The 19643-nt window shown below is 64.8% G+C and carries 23 protein-coding genes and 1 tRNA gene; 18 read left to right on the top strand and 6 right to left on the bottom strand.

The features are described 5' to 3' along the window. The first annotated feature begins 39 nt into the window (after positions 1 to 39). A complete protein-coding gene (locus tag ACQY80_RS00715; protein WP_428682643.1) occupies positions 40 to 786 on the top strand; it encodes an SIMPL domain-containing protein in 747 nt (248 codons plus the stop codon). A gap of 17 nt (positions 787 to 803) precedes the next feature. Here the strand turns inward: ACQY80_RS00715 and ACQY80_RS00710 are convergent, their stop codons facing one another. Beyond that, positions 804 to 1484, bottom strand: a complete 681-nt coding sequence (locus tag ACQY80_RS00710; protein ID WP_428682641.1) for a prolyl hydroxylase family protein — start codon at positions 1482 to 1484, stop codon at positions 804 to 806. 102 nt (positions 1485 to 1586) lie between these two features. Here ACQY80_RS00710 and ACQY80_RS00705 point away from each other — a divergent pair. The 13 genes from ACQY80_RS00705 (at position 1587) to ACQY80_RS00645 (ending at position 11831) form a co-directional block, all read left to right on the top strand. Then, positions 1587 to 1663: transfer RNA gene (locus ACQY80_RS00705), tRNA-His, on the top strand. Between the two features lie 98 nt (positions 1664 to 1761). Further along, on the top strand, positions 1762 to 2814 hold the full coding sequence (locus ACQY80_RS00700) for a Glu/Leu/Phe/Val family dehydrogenase (RefSeq protein ID WP_428682639.1): 1053 nt from the start codon (positions 1762 to 1764) through the stop codon (positions 2812 to 2814). Positions 2815 to 2863: 49 nt separating this feature from the next. Beyond that, entirely contained in the window at positions 2864 to 3217 is a 354-nt protein-coding gene (locus tag ACQY80_RS00695; RefSeq protein WP_428682637.1) for a YbaN family protein, read from the top strand. Between the two features lie 175 nt (positions 3218 to 3392). Next, positions 3393 to 4130: a heme ABC transporter permease CcmC gene (gene ccmC, locus ACQY80_RS00690; protein WP_428682635.1), complete on the top strand. Its 738-nt coding sequence runs from the start codon at positions 3393 to 3395 to the stop codon at positions 4128 to 4130. A gap of 3 nt (positions 4131 to 4133) precedes the next feature. Continuing rightward, entirely contained in the window at positions 4134 to 4319 is a 186-nt protein-coding gene (locus ACQY80_RS00685) for a hypothetical protein (RefSeq protein ID WP_428682633.1), read from the top strand. Beyond that, the gene (ccmE, locus tag ACQY80_RS00680) at positions 4316 to 4753 is read left to right on the top strand and encodes a cytochrome c maturation protein CcmE (protein ID WP_428682631.1); all 438 of its coding nucleotides are present in this window, start codon (positions 4316 to 4318) and stop codon (positions 4751 to 4753) included. The genes ACQY80_RS00685 and ccmE overlap by 4 nt, the downstream gene beginning before the upstream one ends. Beyond that, positions 4750 to 6717 carry a heme lyase CcmF/NrfE family subunit gene (locus tag ACQY80_RS00675; protein WP_428682629.1) on the top strand — a complete coding sequence of 656 codons (1968 nt, stop codon included), beginning with the start codon at positions 4750 to 4752 and terminating at the stop codon, positions 6715 to 6717. The genes ccmE and ACQY80_RS00675 overlap by 4 nt, the downstream gene beginning before the upstream one ends. Further along, the gene (locus ACQY80_RS00670) at positions 6714 to 7244 is read left to right on the top strand and encodes a DsbE family thiol:disulfide interchange protein (RefSeq protein ID WP_428682627.1); all 531 of its coding nucleotides are present in this window, start codon (positions 6714 to 6716) and stop codon (positions 7242 to 7244) included. Before ACQY80_RS00675 ends, ACQY80_RS00670 begins: the two co-directional genes overlap by 4 nt. Then, positions 7241 to 7672: a cytochrome c-type biogenesis protein gene (locus tag ACQY80_RS00665; RefSeq protein WP_428682625.1), complete on the top strand. Its 432-nt coding sequence runs from the start codon at positions 7241 to 7243 to the stop codon at positions 7670 to 7672. The genes ACQY80_RS00670 and ACQY80_RS00665 overlap by 4 nt, the downstream gene beginning before the upstream one ends. Further along, entirely contained in the window at positions 7669 to 8319 is a 651-nt protein-coding gene (locus tag ACQY80_RS00660; protein WP_428682623.1) for a tetratricopeptide repeat protein, read from the top strand. The genes ACQY80_RS00665 and ACQY80_RS00660 overlap by 4 nt, the downstream gene beginning before the upstream one ends. A gap of 57 nt (positions 8320 to 8376) precedes the next feature. After that, positions 8377 to 10338 (top strand): potassium transporter Kup, encoded by a 1962-nt coding sequence (locus tag ACQY80_RS00655; RefSeq protein ID WP_428682621.1) that lies wholly within the window; start codon positions 8377 to 8379, stop codon positions 10336 to 10338. 102 nt (positions 10339 to 10440) lie between these two features. Then, complete coding sequence (locus tag ACQY80_RS00650; protein ID WP_428682619.1) at positions 10441 to 11241, top strand: hypothetical protein; 801 nt, start codon at positions 10441 to 10443, stop codon at positions 11239 to 11241. Next, positions 11241 to 11831, top strand: coding sequence for an AHH domain-containing protein (locus ACQY80_RS00645; protein WP_428682617.1), 591 nt, complete (start codon positions 11241 to 11243; stop codon positions 11829 to 11831). The genes ACQY80_RS00650 and ACQY80_RS00645 overlap by 1 nt, the downstream gene beginning before the upstream one ends. Here ACQY80_RS00645 and ACQY80_RS00640 read toward each other — a convergent pair. The 4 genes from ACQY80_RS00640 to ACQY80_RS00625 form a co-directional block, all read right to left on the bottom strand. Continuing rightward, a complete protein-coding gene (locus ACQY80_RS00640) occupies positions 11720 to 12691 on the bottom strand; it encodes an NAD(P)H-dependent flavin oxidoreductase (RefSeq protein ID WP_428682615.1) in 972 nt (323 codons plus the stop codon). The two genes, ACQY80_RS00645 and ACQY80_RS00640, sit on opposite strands and share 112 nt — an antisense overlap. Before the next feature lie 84 nt (positions 12692 to 12775). Next, positions 12776 to 13666 carry a carbon-nitrogen hydrolase family protein gene (locus ACQY80_RS00635; RefSeq protein ID WP_428682613.1) on the bottom strand — a complete coding sequence of 297 codons (891 nt, stop codon included), beginning with the start codon at positions 13664 to 13666 and terminating at the stop codon, positions 12776 to 12778. Between the two features lie 90 nt (positions 13667 to 13756). Beyond that, positions 13757 to 14251, bottom strand: coding sequence for a hypothetical protein (locus ACQY80_RS00630; RefSeq protein ID WP_428682611.1), 495 nt, complete (start codon positions 14249 to 14251; stop codon positions 13757 to 13759). Positions 14252 to 14310: 59 nt separating this feature from the next. After that, positions 14311 to 15138, bottom strand: a complete 828-nt coding sequence (locus ACQY80_RS00625) for an alpha/beta fold hydrolase (RefSeq protein ID WP_428682609.1) — start codon at positions 15136 to 15138, stop codon at positions 14311 to 14313. A 137-nt stretch (positions 15139 to 15275) separates the two neighbouring features. Here ACQY80_RS00625 and ACQY80_RS00620 point away from each other — a divergent pair, with 137 nt between their 5' ends. Genes ACQY80_RS00620 through ACQY80_RS00610 form a run of 3 tightly spaced genes read left to right on the top strand, consistent with a single transcriptional unit; the run spans position 15276 to position 17589 of the window. Next, positions 15276 to 16286, top strand: coding sequence for a GlxA family transcriptional regulator (locus tag ACQY80_RS00620; protein WP_428682607.1), 1011 nt, complete (start codon positions 15276 to 15278; stop codon positions 16284 to 16286). Beyond that, a complete protein-coding gene (locus ACQY80_RS00615; protein ID WP_428682605.1) occupies positions 16283 to 16924 on the top strand; it encodes an SRPBCC family protein in 642 nt (213 codons plus the stop codon). Before ACQY80_RS00620 ends, ACQY80_RS00615 begins: the two co-directional genes overlap by 4 nt. Beyond that, positions 16921 to 17589 (top strand): DUF6445 family protein, encoded by a 669-nt coding sequence (locus tag ACQY80_RS00610; RefSeq protein WP_428682604.1) that lies wholly within the window; start codon positions 16921 to 16923, stop codon positions 17587 to 17589. The genes ACQY80_RS00615 and ACQY80_RS00610 overlap by 4 nt, the downstream gene beginning before the upstream one ends. Before the next feature lie 9 nt (positions 17590 to 17598). On the opposite strand, the gene ACQY80_RS00605 is transcribed toward ACQY80_RS00610, so the two are convergent. Then, positions 17599 to 18561: an SDR family NAD(P)-dependent oxidoreductase gene (locus ACQY80_RS00605; RefSeq protein ID WP_428682602.1), complete on the bottom strand. Its 963-nt coding sequence runs from the start codon at positions 18559 to 18561 to the stop codon at positions 17599 to 17601. A gap of 176 nt (positions 18562 to 18737) precedes the next feature. Between ACQY80_RS00605 and ACQY80_RS00600 the strand changes: the two genes are divergently transcribed. Next, on the top strand, positions 18738 to 19643 hold the full coding sequence (locus tag ACQY80_RS00600; protein ID WP_428682600.1) for an AraC family transcriptional regulator N-terminal domain-containing protein: 906 nt from the start codon (positions 18738 to 18740) through the stop codon (positions 19641 to 19643).

Below are 19643 nucleotides of genomic sequence, written 5' to 3'. Positions count from 1 at the left end.
ATCACGAACGGCCGGAACTCCGGTCCACAGGAGAATGAAATGACGAAGCAAATGCTCACCGCTATGGCTGCCGGTATCGCGCTGATGGCGGCCGTGCCCGCCACTGCCCAACAGGGAGGATCGACGGTGACGACAGCTACGGTGCAGGGCCCCATTCTTTCGTTCAGCGTCAGCCAGGAAGTGCGCTCGCGTCCCGATCAGGCGACCGTCGGTGCCGGGGTGACGACGACCGCGCCGACCGCGGTCGAGGCGATGCGCCTTAACGCCGCCGCGATGGACAAGCTGATCGCCGCGGCAAAGGCGCGCGGGATCAAGGCCGAGGATATCCAGACGAGCGGCATCAACCTGTCGCCGCAGTACGACTATAACAACCGCACCGACGGCCAGCCGCCGCGCTTCCTCGGCTATCAGGTGTCGAACAGCGTGCGCGCGACGACGCCGAAGATCGACGACATCGGCCCGCTGCTCGATGCGCTGGTCGCGGCGGGCGGCACCAATGTCGACGGACCGTGGTTCGGCATGAAGAATCCCGACGCTCAGCTGGTCGGCGCGCGTGGTGCGGCGATCAAGGAAGCCGAAGCAAAGGCGGCCGACTATGCCCGGCTTGCGGGCTACCGTGGCGCCGAGCTGGTTTCGCTCAGCGAGGGCGGCAGCTTTGGCGGGCCGCAGCCGGTTCCGATGGTACGCCTGCAGGCGATGGACGCAGCCGGCAAGGCGACGCCGGTCGAACCGGGTCAGGTCGCGAACACGCTGACGCTGAGCTTCCAGTACCGGCTGGTGCGCTAAATCCGGTGGGGGCTGGCTCAGGCCAGCTCCCCCTCTGCCCAAGGCCACGGGCGCTCGCGAAACCATTTCGTGATGATATATTTCCGGCCCTTGCGAACCTTCATCCCGTGGTGGAGCGTTTCGGGGTTGGGCGTGCCGTCGGGGCGGACATTGTTCCAGGCGAGCAGCTTGCCCGCCTCCGGCTGATGCATCTTGCCTGTCGACAGGAAGCGCGTCGCGCCGCCCGCGGGCGGCTCGTTGAGATAGATCATCAGCGTCCAGCTTCGCTGGCCGGGAATCGCGCAATATGTCTCCCAATCGGCGCCGCCGGGATCGAAATAGTCGGTGTGCGCCTTGAACTCCTCCCCCACATCGTAGCGCTGACCTTGCAGCGGTTCGCCATATTCGGGCGGAATACCGGTGAGTTCATGAAGCCGCCGGTTCACCTCGATGACGATGGGTATGCGGTGGTCGAGGTCGCAGGTCGAACTGGTACGAAAGGCCTCATCGCCATTGGGATCGGCAATCGTCGACGGGCGTGCATCGTCTTCGATCAGCGCCATGAGCGCAGCGCAGGTTTCTGCATCGAGGAAGCGTGGCAGCATGAACTGCTGAAGCTTCGGGCTGGGCGCGCGCCTGATGCCCGGGACGGCGGCGAGCCGTTCGGCGGTGCGGTCGGCGCTCGAGGTCGCCATGTCGACATGTTCGTTAGCAGCCATGGCGCGCTTTTAGTGGCGCGCGCGTCCGCGAACAATGCTTGACGAAGGGGGAGGGCGCGCCTATCGCCGCGCGCTGTCGCAGGCGGTTTCGCCGGGCATGTGGCGACCATAGCTCAGTTGGTTAGAGCGCCGGTTTGTGGTACCGGAGGTCGCGGGTTCGAGCCCCGTTGGTCGCCCCATTTTCTCGATTTTCACGCCTGTGCGGTATTTGGGGTGACACATACCCCCTGACGGATTATTACGCCATAACGTAATTTTCTAACGCGAGGAGTCGCGCATGTCTGCTGTCTGGGATTTCGCCGATTTCGACGATCATGAGCATGTCCACATGTTCCGCGATCGTGCCAGCGGACTGACCGCGGTCATCGCGGTCCATTCGACCCACCTCGGGCCCGGGGCGGGCGGTGTCCGTTACTGGCATTATCCGCAGCGCGCAGCGGCGATCACCGACGCCCTGCGCCTGTCGCGCGGGATGAGCTACAAGAATGCGATGGCGGGCCTGCCGATGGGCGGCGGCAAGGGCGTGATCCTGGCCGACGAGAATGGCGCCAAGACCCCCGACCTGCTTGCGGCGTTCGGCCGCGCGGTCGATTCGCTGGGCGGTGCCTATGTCACCGCGGAAGATGTCGGGATCACCGACGCCGACATGGTCGAGATTTCGAAGCAGACGAAGCATGTCAGCGGGCTGCCCGTGGCAAGCGGTGCCGATGCCGGCGGCGACCCGGGGCCGTTCACCGCGCTCGGCGTCTATCTGGGCATCAAGGCCGCGATTCGCGAGGGTCTCGGCACCGACAGCGCCGCGTGCGTGCGCGTCGCGATCCAGGGTGTCGGCAGCGTCGGCGGCGGGGTTGCGCGGCGACTTGCGGCCGAGGGCGCGAAGCTGACCCTCGCCGACGTCAATCTGGCGCGCGCGAAGGCGCTGGCCGAGGAGCTGGGCGCCGATCTGGCAGATTCGGCGGCGATCATGGAGATCGAGGCCGATGTGCTGAGCCCCAATGCGCTGGGTGCGATCCTGACCGAGCGCAGTATCGAAAAGCTGCGTGTGCCGATCATCGCGGGCGGTGCGAACAACCAGCTCGCGACCGCAGCCGACGGCCAGCGCGTCCACGACCGCGGCATCGTCTATGCGCCCGATTATGTGATAAATGCGGGCGGCATCATCAATGTCGCGCTGGAATATCTGGGGCAGGGTAGCCGCGAGGAAGTCGAGAGCCGTATCCATCAGATTCCCGGCCGGCTGGCAGAAATCTGGGCCGAGAGCAAATCGAGCGGTGCGCCGGCTTCCGCTGTCGCCGACCGGATGGCGCAGAAGCTGATCGGGCGAGGTTAAGCGCTTCGAGGGCTGGCACGGGTTTCGATTTCCGCTAAGCCAGCCCCCGATGAAACGGCATTTCTATCTGGTCGCAGGCTGGGCTTCGCTGGGACTCGGCGCGATCGGCGCGTTCCTGCCGCTGCTGCCGACCGTACCGTTCGTCATTCTGGCCGCCTTCTGTTTCGCGCGCTCGTCGCCGCGGCTTGAGGCATGGCTGCTGAACCATCCGCATTTCGGGCACCATATCGTCGCGTGGCGCGAGAAGGGTGCGATCAGCCGCAAGGGCAAGATCGCGGCGACTGTCGCATTCGCATTCAGTATCGTTCTGGCGGCGATCTTTTCACCCTGGCCATGGGTGATGGCGCCGGCGATCGCGGCAGTGGTGACGGGAAGCTGGATATGGACGCGGCCGGAGGGCTGAATCCCCAAGCATCATCGGGGCGTTTTGACCTTGCTCAATGGCTTCGGAAGGGAAACGCGTAACGACCCACAGGGTTGACGGCGCAGATCAGGCGGGCGAGAGAAGCGCGGCCGGGTCGCGCCGGGCAATTCACTGGACCGATAAATCGGCCTCACCTAAAGACGACGCGAAACCGATGCACGCTTATGCCAACCCGACCCGCTTTCTGGCGATCGCCAAGCCGCTGACACCGTGGCTGCTCGGCGTCGGGCTTCTGCTCGTGCTGGGCGGCGCCTTTGCCGGACTGACGATGGTGCCAGGCGAGGCGAAGCAGGGCGAAACCGCCCGAATCCTGTATGTTCATGTGCCGTCGGCCTGGCTGGGTATGGGAGGCTGGACCTCGCTTGCGGTTGCGGGGCTGGTGCAGCTCGTCTGGCGCCATCCGCTGTCCGGAATTGCGGCCCGCGCGATTGCGGTGCCGGGGATGCTGTTTACGGCGCTGTGCCTTGCGACCGGATCGATCTGGGGCAAGCCGACTTGGGGCACCTGGTGGGAATGGGACGGGCGGATGACCTCGATGCTGGTCCTGCTGTTCCTCTATGCGGGTTTCATCGCGCTCACGACCGGCGACGACGGGCAACGGCAGGGCGGGTCGCTATCGCGCGGCGCTGCCATTTACGCCCTTGTCGGCGCGATCAACATTCCGATCATCAACCGCAGCGTCGTGTGGTGGAACAGCCTGCACCAGGGACCGAGCATTACGCTGGGCGGATCGAGCATCGACGGCACCTTGCTGTGGCCTTTGGGCTTGACCCTTATCGGTTTTTCGCTGCTATTCGGAGCGATCGTGCTGATGCGGATGCGGCGGATCATCGCCGACAACCGCGTTGCGGCCAGGCTGCGGCGCCTTGCCGACGACGACGAAGGGAATTGAGGCGTGACGGGGGTGATCAGCGGGAGCGGGCAATGGGCCTATGTGGCGGCGGCCTATGCCCTGACGGCGCTGCTCACCGGTGCGGTGCTGTGGGCAAGCTGGCGCGCGATGGCGAAGGCCGAGAAACGCAGTGACGCGCTGCGCGCCGATAGTCGGCGCGGCGGGGCGCCGCGCGGGGATCGCAAATGAAGGCGAAGCATCAACGGTTGATTCTGGCAGCGGTCGCGCTGTGCGGTGTCGCGGGCGCCGGCGTTCTGGCAGCCAGCGCGCTGCGCGACGAGGCGGCCTATTTTCGCACCCCGGTAGAGGTGAAGGACGGCAAGACCGTGGTCGGCGAGCCGATGCGGCTGGGGGGTATGGTCGCTGAGGGCAGCATCAAGCGACAGGCCGACGGGCTGACGATTGATTTCGTCGCCACCGACGGCAAGGCGTCGATTCCGGTTCAGTTCAAGGGGATCGTCCCCGACCTGTTCGCCGAAAATTCGGGCATGGTTGCCGACGGCCGGATGCGCGCCGACGGAACGTTCGTCGCCGACCGCATCCTCGCCAAGCATGACGAGCGCTATATGCCCCCGCAGATGGGCGAGATGCCGAAGAATATGAAAGTGGCGCCGAAGGTATGATCGCCGAACTGGGCCAGGCTCTGCTGTGGATCGCCGCGGCACTTGCATGTCTTTCGCTGATTGCGGGCATTCTTTATGTCCGCACTGGCAAGGATGACCTTGCCGCGCTCGTCCGTCCGGCCAGCGTCGCGCAGGGTGTGCTCACTGCCGGCGCTTTCGCGTTGCTGATCGCGCTGTTCGTACGGTCTGACATGTCGGTCGAACTGGTGGCGCGCAACAGCCACAGCCTGAAGCCGATGCTGTTCAAGGTCGCAGGCGCCTGGGGCAACCATGAAGGGTCGATGCTGTTGTGGCTGACGATCCTTGGCGTTTCGGGTGCGCTCGTCGCGATTTTCGAGCGGCGGCTTCGCAACGACACGCTGATTGCAACGCTTGCGGCGCAGGCTGCGCTCAGCCTTGGCTTCTTCGCTTTCCTGTTGTTCTCGTCGAATCCGTTCAAGCGTCTGCCGGTTGCGCCGCCCGACGGGCAGGGGCTGAATCCGCTGTTGCAGGATCCGGGTTTGGCGTTCCATCCGCCGACACTTTACGTTGGCTATGTCGGAATTTCGGTCGCCTTCAGCTTCGCTGTCGGTGCGCTGATCACGCGCGAGATCGGTCCCGCGTTCGCGCGCGCGATGCGGCCGTGGGTGCTGGGAAGCTGGATTTTCCTGACGCTCGGAATCACGGCCGGCTCCTACTGGGCCTATTATGAGCTTGGCTGGGGCGGCTGGTGGTTCTGGGATCCGGTCGAGAATGTGTCGCTGATCCCGTGGCTTGCCGGCGCGGCGCTGCTGCATTCGGTGAGCGTTACCGCGACGCGCAACGCGCTGCGCGCCTGGACGGTGATGCTGGCGGTGATTGCCTTTTCGATGTCCATGGTCGGCACCTTCATCGTCCGATCCGGCTTGCTGACGAGCGTCCACAGCTTTGCCGTCGATCCCGAGCGCGGTACTTTCCTGCTGGTGCTTATGGCTGTTTATATCGGCGGTGCGCTGACGCTTTTCGCCTTTCGTGCGGGAGCCGTGGCCGAGGGCAAGAAATTCGCCCTGATGAGCCGCGAAGGCTCGCTGGTGATCAACAATCTGTTGCTGACGACGATCCTCGCGCTGGTGTTGCTCGGTACGCTCTATCCGATCGTTGCCGAGGCGATGGGCGAGAAGATTTCGGTCGGGCCGCCCTATTACAACAAGGTCGCCGGGCCGCTGGCGCTGATCCTGTGTCTCGTAATGGTGGCGGGTCCGTTGCTCAGCTGGCGGAAGGACGACGGCAAGAAGCTATGGTCGCGGCTGCCCGCAGCGGTGCTGGCGGGCGCGGTGGTGTTGTTCTCGCTGATCCTGTTCGGCGGCAAGGTCGGCGTGCTGCCGCTGCTCGGCATGACGGTGGCGGGGATTGTCGCAGTCGCTAGCCTTGCGCCGCTTTGGGGCCGGAACCTGCGGCGCACGCCGCTGCCGACCTGGGGCATGGTAATTGCACATTTCGGCGTCGCGATCGCGCTCGCGGGCATGGGCGCCGAGAGCGCGTTCATCAAGGAACGGCTTGTGGCGGCGTCGCCGGGTGAGACGGTGACGGTATCCGACTTTTCGGTGAAGTTCGTCGGCGTCGCGCCCGTCGCGGGGCCGAACTACACCGCGATCCGCGGAACGCTGGTCGCGACGACGCCGTCGGGTGCTTCTTTCACGCTGCATCCCGAGGCGCGGATGTTCCCCGGTCTGATGGGCACAGCGCCGACCGAAACGAACGAGGCGGCGTTGCTGACGCGGCCGGGTGGGCAGCTTTATGCTGTGCTGGGTCAGCCGGTGACCGGACCCGACGGGACCGCCGACCGTTATCAGCTGCGCCTGTGGTGGAAGCCGCTGGTGTGGTGGATATGGCTGGGCGGTGCGCTTATCGCGGTCGGCGCCGCACTCTCGATGCTCGGCCGCGCGCAATTGCTCGAAATCTGGCGCGCCCGGCGTGCCCGCAAGGCGCAGGAGCGTTTCGCATGAGGAACCGCTGGGTCTTGTTCGTACCGCTGGCGGTCATGGGGCTGTTGTTCGGCGCCTTCATCTATCGCCTGACGGTACCCGCCGAGACGCTGATCCAGTCGCAGTGGATCAACAAGCCGATGCCGCTATTCGATCTGCCGCCCGCGACTGGGGGGATCGAGGGACTGAAGAGCAGTCAACTGGCCGACGGCAAGCCGCGGCTGGTCAATGTGTTCGCGAGCTGGTGCATCCCGTGTCGCGCCGAGGCGCCGCAGCTCGAGGCCCTGAAGGCGGCCGGGGTGCCCATCGACGGGATCGCGATCCGCGACCGGCCCGAAGATGTCGCGGCGTTCCTGCGCGAAAATGGCAATCCGTTCGACCGCATCGGGTCGGACCAGCAGAGCAGCGTGCAGATCGCACTCGGATCGTCGGGGGTGCCTGAAACCTTCCTGATCGACGGTAAGGGGATCATCCGCGAGCAGATTCAGGGCGTGATCCTGCAGGATCAGGTGCCCGAGATCGTTGCCAAGCTGGAGGCGATGAAGTGAGGCTGTGGCTGATCCTGGCCCTGCTGTTCGCGTCGATCATCGCGCCGGTCGCGGCGCAGGATCGGCTGCCGCCGGCTCCCTACGCCTATCAGCAGCTGCGCGACCCGGCGGAAGAGGCGAAGGCGAAGGAATTGATGGAGACGCTGCGCTGCCTCGTCTGTCAGGGGCAGTCGATCGCCGACAGCGACGCGCCGCTCGCGGGCGACATGCGGCATGAAGTGCGTTCGAAGATCGCGGCGGGCGAGAGCCCGGACGCGATCCGAAAATGGCTCGTCGCGCGCTACGGCAATTGGGTGAGCTACGATCCACCGCTCGACGCGGCGACGACATTGCTCTGGTTCGGGCCTTTGCTGTTCCTCGCGCTGGGTGGCTGGCTGGCCTTCGGCCGCTTCCGGCGCGGCGACGCCGATGGGGATGGTGACGCATGATCTGGCTGTGGATTTTCCTGGCCGCGATGCTGGCCGCCGGCGGCATGATATGGCTCGGCAAGCTGCCAACTGCGTCGCAGCCGCTCGCAGGGGCGGCGGTGATGCTGGGGCTGGTGGGCTACGCCCTGCAGGGGAGTCCCTCGCTGCCCGGCAAACCGGTCGTCGCGGCGCCCGAACCCGACGGGTTCGGTGAAGCCATCACCGACCGGCAGCAAGGAATGGCCGATCGCTTCGGCCCGGCTGCGCAATGGATAGGCATGTCCGACGGTTTCATGCGTACCGGCAAGACCGAACTGGCGGCGCAGTCGCTAGAAAAGGGGCTCGAGAAATATCCCGACAATGTCGACCTGTGGGTCGGATTGGGCAATGCGCTGGTGGCGCACGGCGGCGGGGTGATGTCGCCCGCGGCGGCGCTCGCCTTCGACGAAGCCGCGAAACGCGATCCGAACCATCCGGCGCCGCCGTTTTTCGCGGGGCTGGCAATGGCGCAGAGCGGCGATCTGAAGGGAGCGAATGCGGTCTGGAGCCAGCTTCTGGCACGGTCGCCGGAGAATGCGCCATGGCGCCAAGACCTTGAACTGCGTCTGGCGCAGCTTCGTCAGGCCATGGGGCCCGAACTGCCGCCCGAGGCGCCTGCGGCGCCCTGAGGATGCGTCCCGATTTGGAACCTATTACAAAGGCTCCGGCTCGTCTAAAGGCGCGCAATGACTGCTGAGTCGCAACAGGCCGCAGGCGGCGCTTCGGACGCCGGTACTGCCGCCGCCGAAACGGCCCATTACGGCCACGGGCATCACGCCGACAGCAAGCTGAAGCTTGCCGTGGGTGCCGTGGGCGTGGTGTTCGGCGACATCGGTACGAGCCCGCTTTACGCGTTCCGCGAGACCTTTGCCGGCCATCATTCGATCGCGGCTGACCGGCTGCACATCTATGGCGTGCTGAGTCTGGTGTTCTGGTCGATGATGCTCGTCGTGACGTTCAAATATGTCATGACGATCATGCGCGCCGACAACAAGGGCGAGGGCGGCAGTCTGGCCCTGTTGGCGCTGATCAGCCGGTCGTCGGAGGGCAAGCGCTGGACTTGGCCGATCATCCTGCTCGGGGTGTTCGCGACCGCGCTCTTCTATGGCGACAGCATGATCACCCCGGCGATGTCGGTGCTCTCGGCGACCGAGGGCCTGCAATATGTGAGCCGCGGGTTCGAGCCCTATATCGTGCCGATCGCGCTGGCGATCCTGATCGGCCTGTTCGCGATCCAGTCGCGCGGGACCGCCAAGGTCGGAATGCTCTTTGGCCCGATCATGCTTTGTTATTTCCTGATGCTCGCGGTGCTGGGGGTGATCCATATCGTCGATCATCCCTCGATCGTGATGCACACGCTCAACCCGATCAACGCGCTGCGCTTTTTCTATCTCGACGGCTTTACCGCCTTCATCGCGCTGGGCGCCGTCGTGCTGGCGGTGACGGGCGCCGAGGCGCTCTATGCCGACATGGGGCATTTCGGACGTGCGCCGATCGGGATCAGCTGGCTGGCGTTCGTGCTGCCCGCACTGATGCTCAACTATATGGGGCAGGGTGCGATGGTGCTGGCGGGCGAGGTTGCCCCGACCGCGCAGCTGATCCAGGATCCCTTCTTCCTGATGATGCCCGAAGCGTGGAAGGTGCCGGTCGTCATTCTGGCGCTGTTCGCAACGATCATTGCGAGCCAGGCCGTAATTTCGGGCGCTTTCTCGTTGACCCAGCAAGCCATCCAGCTCGGCTTCATGCCGCGCCTGCGCGTCGATCACACGAGCGCGTCGGCGCAGGGGCAGATCTATATTCCGGTGGTGAACTGGGGCCTGATGGTGATGGTCATCCTTCTCGTCCTGTTCTTCGGCTCGTCGAGCAACCTTGCCGCCGCCTATGGCATCGCGGTGACCGGCGCGATGTTCATCGACACCTGCCTGATGAGCGTGGTGTTGTTCGTCCTGTGGCGCTGGCCGGCGTGGAAGGCGTTGCCCATCCTTGCAGTCTTCTTCATCGTTGACATCGCCTATTTCGGCGCGAATCTGATCAAGGTACCCGATGGTGGCTGGGTGCCGCTGGCGATCGGGCTGGTCATCTTCACGATGCTGACGACCTGGTCGCGTGGGCGCAAGCTGATGCAGCAGGAAATGGCGGAGGGCGCGATGCCTATCCCGGTATTCGTGAAATCCGCTGCTAACAGCGCAACCCGGGTTCCCGGAACAGCGGTATTCATGACCTCCTCGTCCGATGGCGTGCCGCATGCGTTGCTCCACAACCTGAAGCACAACAAGGTGCTGCATGAGCGGATCATCCTGCTGACGATCAAGATCGCTAACGTGCCGTTCGTGCCCGAGAGCAAGCTCTGTCAGCTCGAAGCGCTGGGGCAGGGGTTCCACCGTTTGATCCTGAACTATGGCTTCATGCAGCCGGTCGATGTGCCCGAGGCGCTGAAGCGCACAACCGGCTGCGGCGGCGAGTTCAAGATGCTGGAGACGAGCTTTTTCCTTTCGCGCCAGACACTGATCGCGGCGAGTAAACCCGGTATGCCGATCTGGCGCGAGAAACTGTTCGCGTGGATGCTGCGCAATTCGGAAAGCGCGATGGAGTATTTCCGTCTGCCGACGAACCGCGTTGTCGAGCTGGGTAGCCAGGTCGCGATCTGATCCGGGCTGCTCGTTAACTTACGGCAATGTCCGAATAAGCGTTTGAACATTCCGGCAACTCTTGCGATGCAGGATGATCCCTCGGGGAGGGCGGCCCACGTCATGCAAACGGACAGCAGCACCACGTCGATCGCACCGGCAGCGCCGGCTCCCTTTGTGCTGATTGTCGGCACGCTGCCGGGAGGCAACCCCGAGGCGTCGTTCCGCCGGATGGGGCTGCGGCCGGAACCGGCGGGGAACGGGGTGGCAGGCGTTTCTGCGCCAGCCTATCGTTTGAGCGTGGGGTCGATGAGCCTGATCGTCGGGTCGACGTCGGCACCGGCGCTGGCGGATGCCGATCCGCAACATCCGGCAACGAGCATGCTCGCCGCGCGGCTTCCTCCCGGGTGGCGGGGAGAGGGGCAGATATGGACCCTCGTTCCCGAGGTCGTAGATGGCGTCGAAATCGAACCGACGCGGCTACGCGAATTTTTCAAGATGACGGTGCTGCTGATCGATTTGTTCGATGCGAGCCATATTTTCTGGTCGCCAGCGCGGCTGTGGTCCGACGCGCCGCAGTTCAGAGGGGCGATGGCCGAGATGCTGGTCAGCGGTATGCCGCCGGTTCTGCATCTGGTCGCCTTTCGCCGGAGCGACAGACCCGATGGCGCAACGGTGCGGACGCGAGGGCTGGCGTTGTTCGGGGGGCAGGAGATCGAAGGCGGAGTTCCTCCGGGCTGGACCGTTGCTGAAATGGTCAAACGGCTTGCGCGGCTGGCACTGGATATCATGCTCCATGGACCGGTAACCGAGGAGCGGGGTCTGCGAGGCCTGAACCCGGGCGAATGGGTTGTGCTTCGGCCGGTTGGTGGCAGCGCTGAGCGCGACGCGGTGATTCGAGCGGAATTCGGCAGCGATTTTTGATGGCATCGCGGCGGTGGCAACAAGCTCCGCCGCCACGTCCGGGGTTCCAGCGACATCATCTGATCCCCGTCGGACTGCTGCATCGCCCGCAAATGGCTATAATGTTCGACTGGCTGGAGGCCGAAGCCTTCTCGCTTCACCACTTCAGCCATAACGGGTTGGTGCTGCCAGCTTGCGAGAGCGCTGCTTTGACGTCCGGACATGCCCTGCATCGCGGGCCGCATCAGGGATATAATGATGTGATGACGGCTCGTGTCGAGCAGATTCGCGTTCATTTCGCGCTCAACGCACCCACAGATTTGCGCTCGGCGCGGCGCGTTGCAGTCATGCGGCTGCGGTTACTGCAAGATGCGATGCGACGGGCGCTGACAGATCGCCACGGCGGCGCTTTCTGGCTCAACCGGCGCGATCCGATGCGGCTATTTGCCGACCGCCCCTATCTGGACGAAGCGATCGACAGGATGTTTGGAGAAGGCGGTCAAAGCCTGACCTTCGCTTCGAGTTCGCGGCGGGCAGCGAGGTATTGTGCTTCAAGTTCGCCGATGAACTCGGCAACGGGGCGTACGGCGGTGACCGGGCCGATGCCCTGACCTGACCCCCAGATATCCTTCCACGCCTTGACCTTGGTGTTGCCGCCCGAGCCGAAATTCATCGTCTTGAGGTCGCCTTCAGGCAGATTGTCGGGGTCCATCCCGGCCGAGACGATCGATTGACGGAGGTAGTTGCCGTGCACGCCGGTGAAGAGGTTCGAATAGACGATGTCGGCCGCGCGGCCTTCGACGATGCCGTCTTTGTAACCCTGATCGGCATTCGCCTCGGCGGTCGCGATAAAGGCGCTGCCGATATAGGCGAGGTCGGCGCCACAAGCCTGTGCGGCAAGGATCGAGCGGCCATGGCCGATCGCGCCCGAGAGTGCGACGGGGCCGTCGAACCATTCGCGGATTTCCTGCACCAGCGCGAAAGGCGACTGGCGGCCGGCATGGCCGCCGGCACCGGCGGCGACGGGGATCAGGCCGTCGGCGCCCTTTTCGACTGCCTTGCGCGCAAAGCGGTCGTCGATGACGTCGTGGAGGGTGATGCCGCCCCAACCGTGCACGGCCTGATTGAGTTCTTCGCGCGCGCCGAGCGAAGTGATCGTGATCGGCACCTTCCACTTGGCGCAGGTCGCAATATCCTGTTCGAGGCGGTCGTTCGATTTATGGACGATCTGGTTGACCGCATAGGGGGCAGAGAGGCGATCGGGATTGTCGCGGTCCCACGCGGCCAGTTCCTCGGTGATCTGGTGGAGCCATTCGTCGAGCAACGTCTGTGGGCGGGCGTTGAGCGCCGGGAAGCTGCCGACCACGCCGGCCTTGCACTGCGCGATGACGAGTTCGGGCCCCGACACGATGAACAGCGGCGACCCGATGACGGGCAGGCGCAGGCGGTCAAAGATCGGGGGAAGGGCCATTGTATCACTCTCTCCAGTTGCGGTTTGAAACTTACCTTAACGTAAAGGGAAGGTCGTGCAAGAGGAGATGCGCTGGTGTTATCGCTAGCTCCAGTCGATGCGGTAAAGGTCGTGCCGACGGTCTGCCAGGTTGCGAACGGCGCCGCCCGCGCGTGCCTCGCGCAAGTCGGCGAGTGAGAGGTCGGCGATCGCCATGCCTTCGGTGTTGGGCGTGACTTCGGCGGCGATGCCGTCGCGGGCGAAGGGCATGTCCGATGGAGTCAGGATCGCGCTTTCGGCGTGGTGGATGTCCATATTGAAGACGTTCGGCAGATTGCCGGTGACGCCCGCGGTCACAACATAGCATTGGTTTTCGACTGCGCGCGCGGCGCAGCAATAGCGGACGCGAAGGTGCCCGCGGCGGTCGTCGGTGCAATAGGGGACGAACAGGATTTCGGCGCCCTGATCGACGAGGCGACGGGGGAGTTCGGGAAACTCGCTGTCGTAACAGATCGTGATGCCGATAGGGCCGCAGTCGGTTTCGATCACGTCGGCATCGCGTGTTGTGCCGCCCTCGATGCCCCAAGCCTCGCGTTCGGACGGGGTGGGGTGGAGCTTGTCGCGGTGGTGAGTGCTGCCGTCGCGCAGGAAGATGTGACAGCGGTTGCGCTTTGCGCCGGTTTCGATGCGGACCGGGTGCGAACCGCCGATGATGTTGATGCGATATTTCTGCGCGAGGCTGGTCATGACAGCGGTGAAACGCGGGGTAGCCGCATCGATCGCGGCCATGGCTTCGACAGCGGGAAGGCGCTCACCCGACGAAAGAAGCTGCATGGGGAAGAGTTCGGGAAAGACGATAAAGTCGCAGCCATAGTCTGCGGCGGAGAGGACGAAATATTCGACCTGATTTTCGAATGCCTCGGGGCCGGAAATGCCGCGGAGGCCATATTGGACGGCGGCGACGCGAACTTTTTCGGGGTGAGGGGATGCGGTCATGCACGGGCCTTTAAGCGGTTGCGTGATCGGCTGTCCATTGGACATGACAAAGGCGACCCATACAGGCCGCCCCCGTCCCGAAAGCCCCGCTCAGGTGGTCGCCCATTTGCGGCTTGCCTTGAAGGCGAGATAGCCGAGACCGATCATCAGGACGAGCAGGGTGCCTTGCGCTGCGGCGAACGGCGGTTCGGTGCCGTTGGGAGCAAGCGCGTTGAGCGCAGGCACCTTCAGGAACGACTGGACGACCAGCACGAACAGGTTGAGCCAGAGGCCGATCGTGGCGGTGACGGCATAGACTGAAGCGGCGCGACCGGCGAGCTTGCGACCGTACCAGGCCCAGAAGGCAATCGCTAGCACCAGCGTGGAGACGATCCCCGTGCCAAGCGCCGGTGTGAAGGCAACGATCGGGAAAAGGAAGCCGGTCAGGCTGGTGAGCAGCGTGAACCATAGGAAGACCGCGTTTGTGCGGGGCAGGACGCGCCCCCGCGCAAGGGCGGGGATAGCAACAAGGCCCGCGATGATGCCGACAAAGCTGATCAGCACATGCAGGGTGGTGAATTGCGGAATGCTCAAACCCAGGATCATGGCACGTCTCCTTCCGTAAAAAAGAGGAGGCGCGGTGGGGGAGCCGCGCCTCTTCCTTATCAGCTGTTGATGAATTCGAGAAGATCGGTGTTGAAGCGGTCCTGCTCGGTCACAGTCAGTCCGTGGCTGCCGCCCTCATAGACCTTGAGGACTGCCTGCTTGACGATCTTGACGGTCGAGAGCGCCGCGGCGCCGATCGGCACGATCTGGTCGTCGTCGCCGTGGAGGACGAGTGTCGGCTTGTCGAACTTCTTCAAATCCTCATTGAAGTCGCTTTCCGAAAAGGCCCGGATGCTGTCGAGCAAGCCCTTGAGACCGCCGTTCATGCCCTGACGGACGAATTCGTCACGCACCGCCTCGCTGATGACGGCGCCATCGCGGTTGTAGCCATAGAAGGGCAGGGTCAGATCCTTGAAGAACTGCGGGCGGTTATCGAAGGTGCCTTTGCGGATGCCGTCGAAGACGTCGAGGGGGAGACCGCCGGGGTTGGCCTCGGTCTTGAGCATCAGCGGGGGGACTGCGCCGATAAGCGCGACCTTGGCGATACGCGCGGTGCCGTGGCGGCCGATGTAGCGGGTGACTTCGCCGCCGCCGGTCGAGTGGCCGACAAGGATGACGTCCTTGAGGTCGAGTTGTTCGATCAGTTCGGCGAGATCATCGGCATATTGGTCCATGGTGTTGTTGTCCCAGACCTGATCCGAGCGGCCGTGGCTGCGGCGGTCGTGAGCGATGGTCCGGAAGCCCTGATTCGCGAAGAACACCATCTGGGCGTCCCAGGCGTCGGCTGACAGCGGCCAGCCGTGCGAGAAGACGATCGGCTGAGCGTCCTTCGGACCCCAATCCTTGTAGAAGATGTGCGTGCCGTCCTTGGTTGCGATCGTGGTCATGGCGTGGTTCCTTTCGTTTCGTCAGGGGCGGGTCGTCCGCCGGTGATCTGGAGATAGGCCGGGTCGGGCTTGATCGGGATTGGCGGACGCGACATTATGCGGTCCGATTCCGACAAATGAGCGACAGGGGAGCAACAATGCCCAGATTGAAGTTACCCGATGCGCCCCAGACGCTCGTCGAGGTCGGGATGATGCTCTATCCCGACTGCCAGATGGGCATGGTCCACGGAATAACCGACCTGTTCCATATCGCCGGGCGGTTCGCCGTCGATCACGGCCGCCAGCCGATCCGCGTCAGCCACTGGCGGATGCAGGAAGGCGGCGGCTTTGCCCGTTGCTTCGACAGCCATCCCGATGAGCCCGCGGCGAATTCGCCAAGCGTGATTGTCACGCCGGGAAGCCTGCACAGGCTGCTTGAGGCCGAAGAGGTCGCGCCCTACGCGCGCTGGCTGGTCGACCGGCATGCGCAGGGCACGGTCCTGGCGTCGAACTGCGGCGGATCTTTTGCGCTGGCCGCGACGGGCCTGCTGAGCGGGCGACCGGCAACGACGCACTGGTTCTTTGCCGAGGAATTCAAGGCGCGTTTTCCCGATGTGCGGCTGGAAGCCGACCGGATGGTGATCGACGAGGGCGATATCATCACTGCGGGTGGTCTGATGGCTTGGACCGACCTGGGCCTTCGTATCGTCGAGCGGCTGTTGGGGCCTTCGGTGATGATGGAGACGGCGCGGTTCCTGCTGATCGACCCGTCGGGGCGCGAACAGAAGAACTACGCGAGCTTCGCGCCGAAGCTGACCCATGGTGACGAACCGGTGCTGAAGGTCCAGCACTGGTTGCAAGCGAAGGGCGCCGGGCCGGTCGTGCTCGCCGACATGGCCGCTGAGGCGGGAATGGAGGAGCGAACCTTCCAACGTCGCTTCAAGGCGGCGACCGGCATGACCCCCGTCGAATATGTCCAGCATATCCGCGTCGGCAAGGCGCGCGAGCTGCTGGAGTTCACCAAGCGGACGGTCGACCAGATCGCCTGGGCGGTCGGATATGAAGATGCAGCGGCGTTCAGGAAATTGTTTCATCGCATCACCGGCCTGTCGCCGCAGGAGTATCGCCAGCGCTTCTCGGCGCCGCATCCCGTGGCGGAGGCGGCATGATGCGCGCACTGATCCCGCTCGCGTTGATCATGGCTGCTACGCCGGTGATGGCGCAGGATCTTCCCGCGGCCGAGCCTGTCACCGAAGCCGCACCGGAGGCTTCCCCCGCATCGACGATCGAAACGGCAACCAAGACCGAAGCCGACGGTACCGCGATGACGGTCCACAGCACGGTCATTGCCGCGCCAATCACCGACGTGTGGACGGCGATCTCGACGCCCGAGGGGTGGAGGAGCTGGGCTGCTCCGCTCGCCCGCTGGGCGGAGGGCGAGAGCGATGTTATCGAAACGAGCTACAACCCGGATGAGTTGGCGGGTGGTCCGGGCGCGATCTGGCAGCAGTTCGTGGCACGCATTCCCGGGCGGTTGCTGGTGTTCCGGACGATCAAGGTGCCCGACGATTTCCCGCACGGCGACGACTACAAGCAAGTCACCTCCTTCATCGAGCTTCAACCAGAGGGCTCGGGAACGCGGCTGACGCTGACTGCGACGGGCTATCCCGACAGCGAGGGCGGCCGCGCGCTCGTTGCCTTTTTCGCCAAAGGCAATGCGGTTGCACTTGAAGCGCTGCGGCGTCACCTTGCGAAAGTCGTCGCACCCGCTGCGGAACCCGTTGCCATCAAGCCGCACACCGAATGAGCGCCGTTCGCGTCGGGAGCATCGGCGACGAGGCGCAGCCCCTCGCCGTCCTCGACGGTTTCGCCGCCAATCCAGACGCACTGCGGGCCTTTGCCGCAGCGGCGGCGTTCGAGCCGGGGCGGCAGCATTATCCAGGCGTCCGTGCTGCGTTGCCCGAAACCTATCTGGCCGAGCAGCTTCCGCTCATCGCCACCGCAGCGGTCGAGGCGTTCGGACGGTCGGGGCCGATCGAGGTTGTCGACGCAAGCTTCTCGATCGTCGCGACGGCGACGGATGCGCTGTCCATTGCGCAGCGCCTCCCGCATGTCGATGCGTTCGACGAAGATCGCATCGCGCTCATTCATTATCTCTCGCCACGCAGGGGTGGCACGGCTTTCTACCGCCATCGCGCCACGGGCTTCGAGACCGTGACCGAGGCGCGGCGCGAGATATTCTTCCGCCACCTCGATACCGAGTTGCGGCATGGCGGACCGCCCGCGCCGGCCTATATCGACGGCGACACGCCGTTGTTCGAGCGCATTCATGCCGCCGAAGCATGTTATAATCGCGCGCTGCTCTATCGCAGCTGGAACCTCCACAGCGGCGCGATTGCGGCGGACGCGGCGTTATCGGCCGATCCGGCGGAAGGGCGGCTGACGGTCACCGCCTTCCTCCGGATCGGCTGATGCCGGGCGTCAGAAACGCTCGCCGACCATTTCCTCGCTCTTTGCCCACAGGGCCTTTCCATTGTCGGGATCGATCGCATAGGCGCGCACCCCGGCGCGCAGACCGTCGTCGTCGGCGAGTTCGGCGACGTGGCAATCCTCGAGATAGCGTCCGCCGACTTCGGCCGGATCGGCGACCGCCGCGGCCCAGACCGAGGTGGCCGCACCCTGCGGAACCGACTTGAATTCGAACTCTTCGCCGCCCGCGGCGCGCGCCGAGGCGTTGATCTGTTCGAGCAGCGCCTCGATCGCGCCTTCGTCGAGGTGGCGGCCAAGTTCGGTGTGGATGCCGCCCGGATGGAGCGCGATGCCGCGCACGCCGCGATCCTTGTGGCGGCGGTCGAACTCGACGGCGAAGAGGATGTTCGCGGTCTTCGCACGGCCATAGGCAGCCCAGGGCTCATAATCGCCATTGTCGAAGTTCGGATCTTCGAGGTTCACGTTCGAGAAGCGGTGCCCCGACGAGGCGAGGCTGACGAAGCGGCCGCCGTCCTTGATCAGCGAAGCGATCCGGTTGACGAAGGTGAAGTGGCCGAGGTGATTGGTGCCGAACTGCGTTTCGAACCCGTCTTCGGTCTTGCCGAAGGGCGTCGCCATCACGCCGGCATTGGCGATGATGACGTCGAACGGGCGGCCGTCGGCGTTGAGGGCATCGGTGGCGGCGCGGATGCTGGCGAGCGAGGCGAGGTCGAGCCGGATCAGCTCGAAGCTGCCGCCGCTTTGCGCCGCGGCGTCGCGGACTTCGGCGGTCGCGCCCTCGGCCTTGGTCAGGTCGCGCGCCGCGCCGACGACATCGGCGCCATGGGCGACGAGCGCGCGGGCGGTCTCGACGCCGAGCCCGGCCGAGACGCCGGTGACGAGGAAGCGCTTGCCCTTGAGATCGACGCCGGCCAGCACGTCGTCGGTGGTCGATTTGGCATTGAACTGGGTCATGATGGACTCCTTGGGTTGCAGGGCGGGGGAGGGGATGCCCTGTCCGATCATGATAAGCGGGCTGCCCGTCGTTGCGCTGCCCGATCATGGCGTTCGCTTGCCTATTCCTGTCAATGCGAAGGCGTTAGTCGATAAGCGACCTTGCGCGCTGCCACGCGGCATCCGATGTTGGGTTTATGAGAGAACGGCTCGACTCGATCTGCGCGCAGGTTCTGCGTCATGCGGTTTCCCCATATTATGAGACGCCGGTGCCGCGGCTGGTCGTCGCGACGCAATGTGCGCCGACGAGCGGGATCGCGACTGTTTATGAGCCCGTCACCTGCCTGATCCTGCAGGGGACCAAGCAGGTCGTGATTGGCGACCGGGTACTGCGATACGACGCGTCGAGCTATTTTGTCGCCTCGCTCGACCTGCCTGCGGTCGGCCGGGTGGTCGAGGCGACGTTGGACAAGCCCTATGTCGCCGCGGCGCTGCGCATCGACCGTGCCGTGTTGGCCGATCTGATCGCCAGCATGGATCCCACCGTGATCGGGCAGACGCCGCCGGGTGACCTGGCAGGATTCGCGGTTGCGTCGGTGACGGAAGAACTGGTCGAGGCATGGGCAGGCCTGCTCGGGCTGCTCGACCGGCCTGGCGACGTTGCGATGCTGGCGCCGATGCGGGAGCGCGAAATCCTCTATCGCCTGCTGCAGGGGCCGCTGGGCGGGCAGCTTTGCGCCATTGCCCAAGAGGATAGCCGGCTGTCGCGGGTTCGGCGGGCGATCCTGTGGATGCATGAGCATTTCGACACGTTGCTGCCGACCGCCAAGCTGGCCGAGATTGCGGGGATGAGCGTTGCTTCGTTTCACCGGCATTTCAGGGCGGCGACGGCGATGAGCCCGCTGCAGTTCCAGAAGACGCTGCGGTTGCACGCGGCGCGGCGGCTGTTGGCGGGGGGCAGCGAGGCGAGCCGCGCGGCTTATTCGGTCGGGTACGAGAGCGCATCGCAGTTCAGCCGCGAATATGCCCGCGCCTTTGGCCTGCCGCCGTCGCGGGATGCCGAGCGGCTGCGGGGCATGGCGATGCCGGTCGCCGCAGCCTGA

This window comes from Sphingopyxis sp., assembly GCF_965279755.1.
Lineage (GTDB): Bacteria > Pseudomonadota > Alphaproteobacteria > Sphingomonadales > Sphingomonadaceae > Sphingopyxis.
This window is presented reverse-complemented; position numbering and strand designations above follow the sequence as displayed.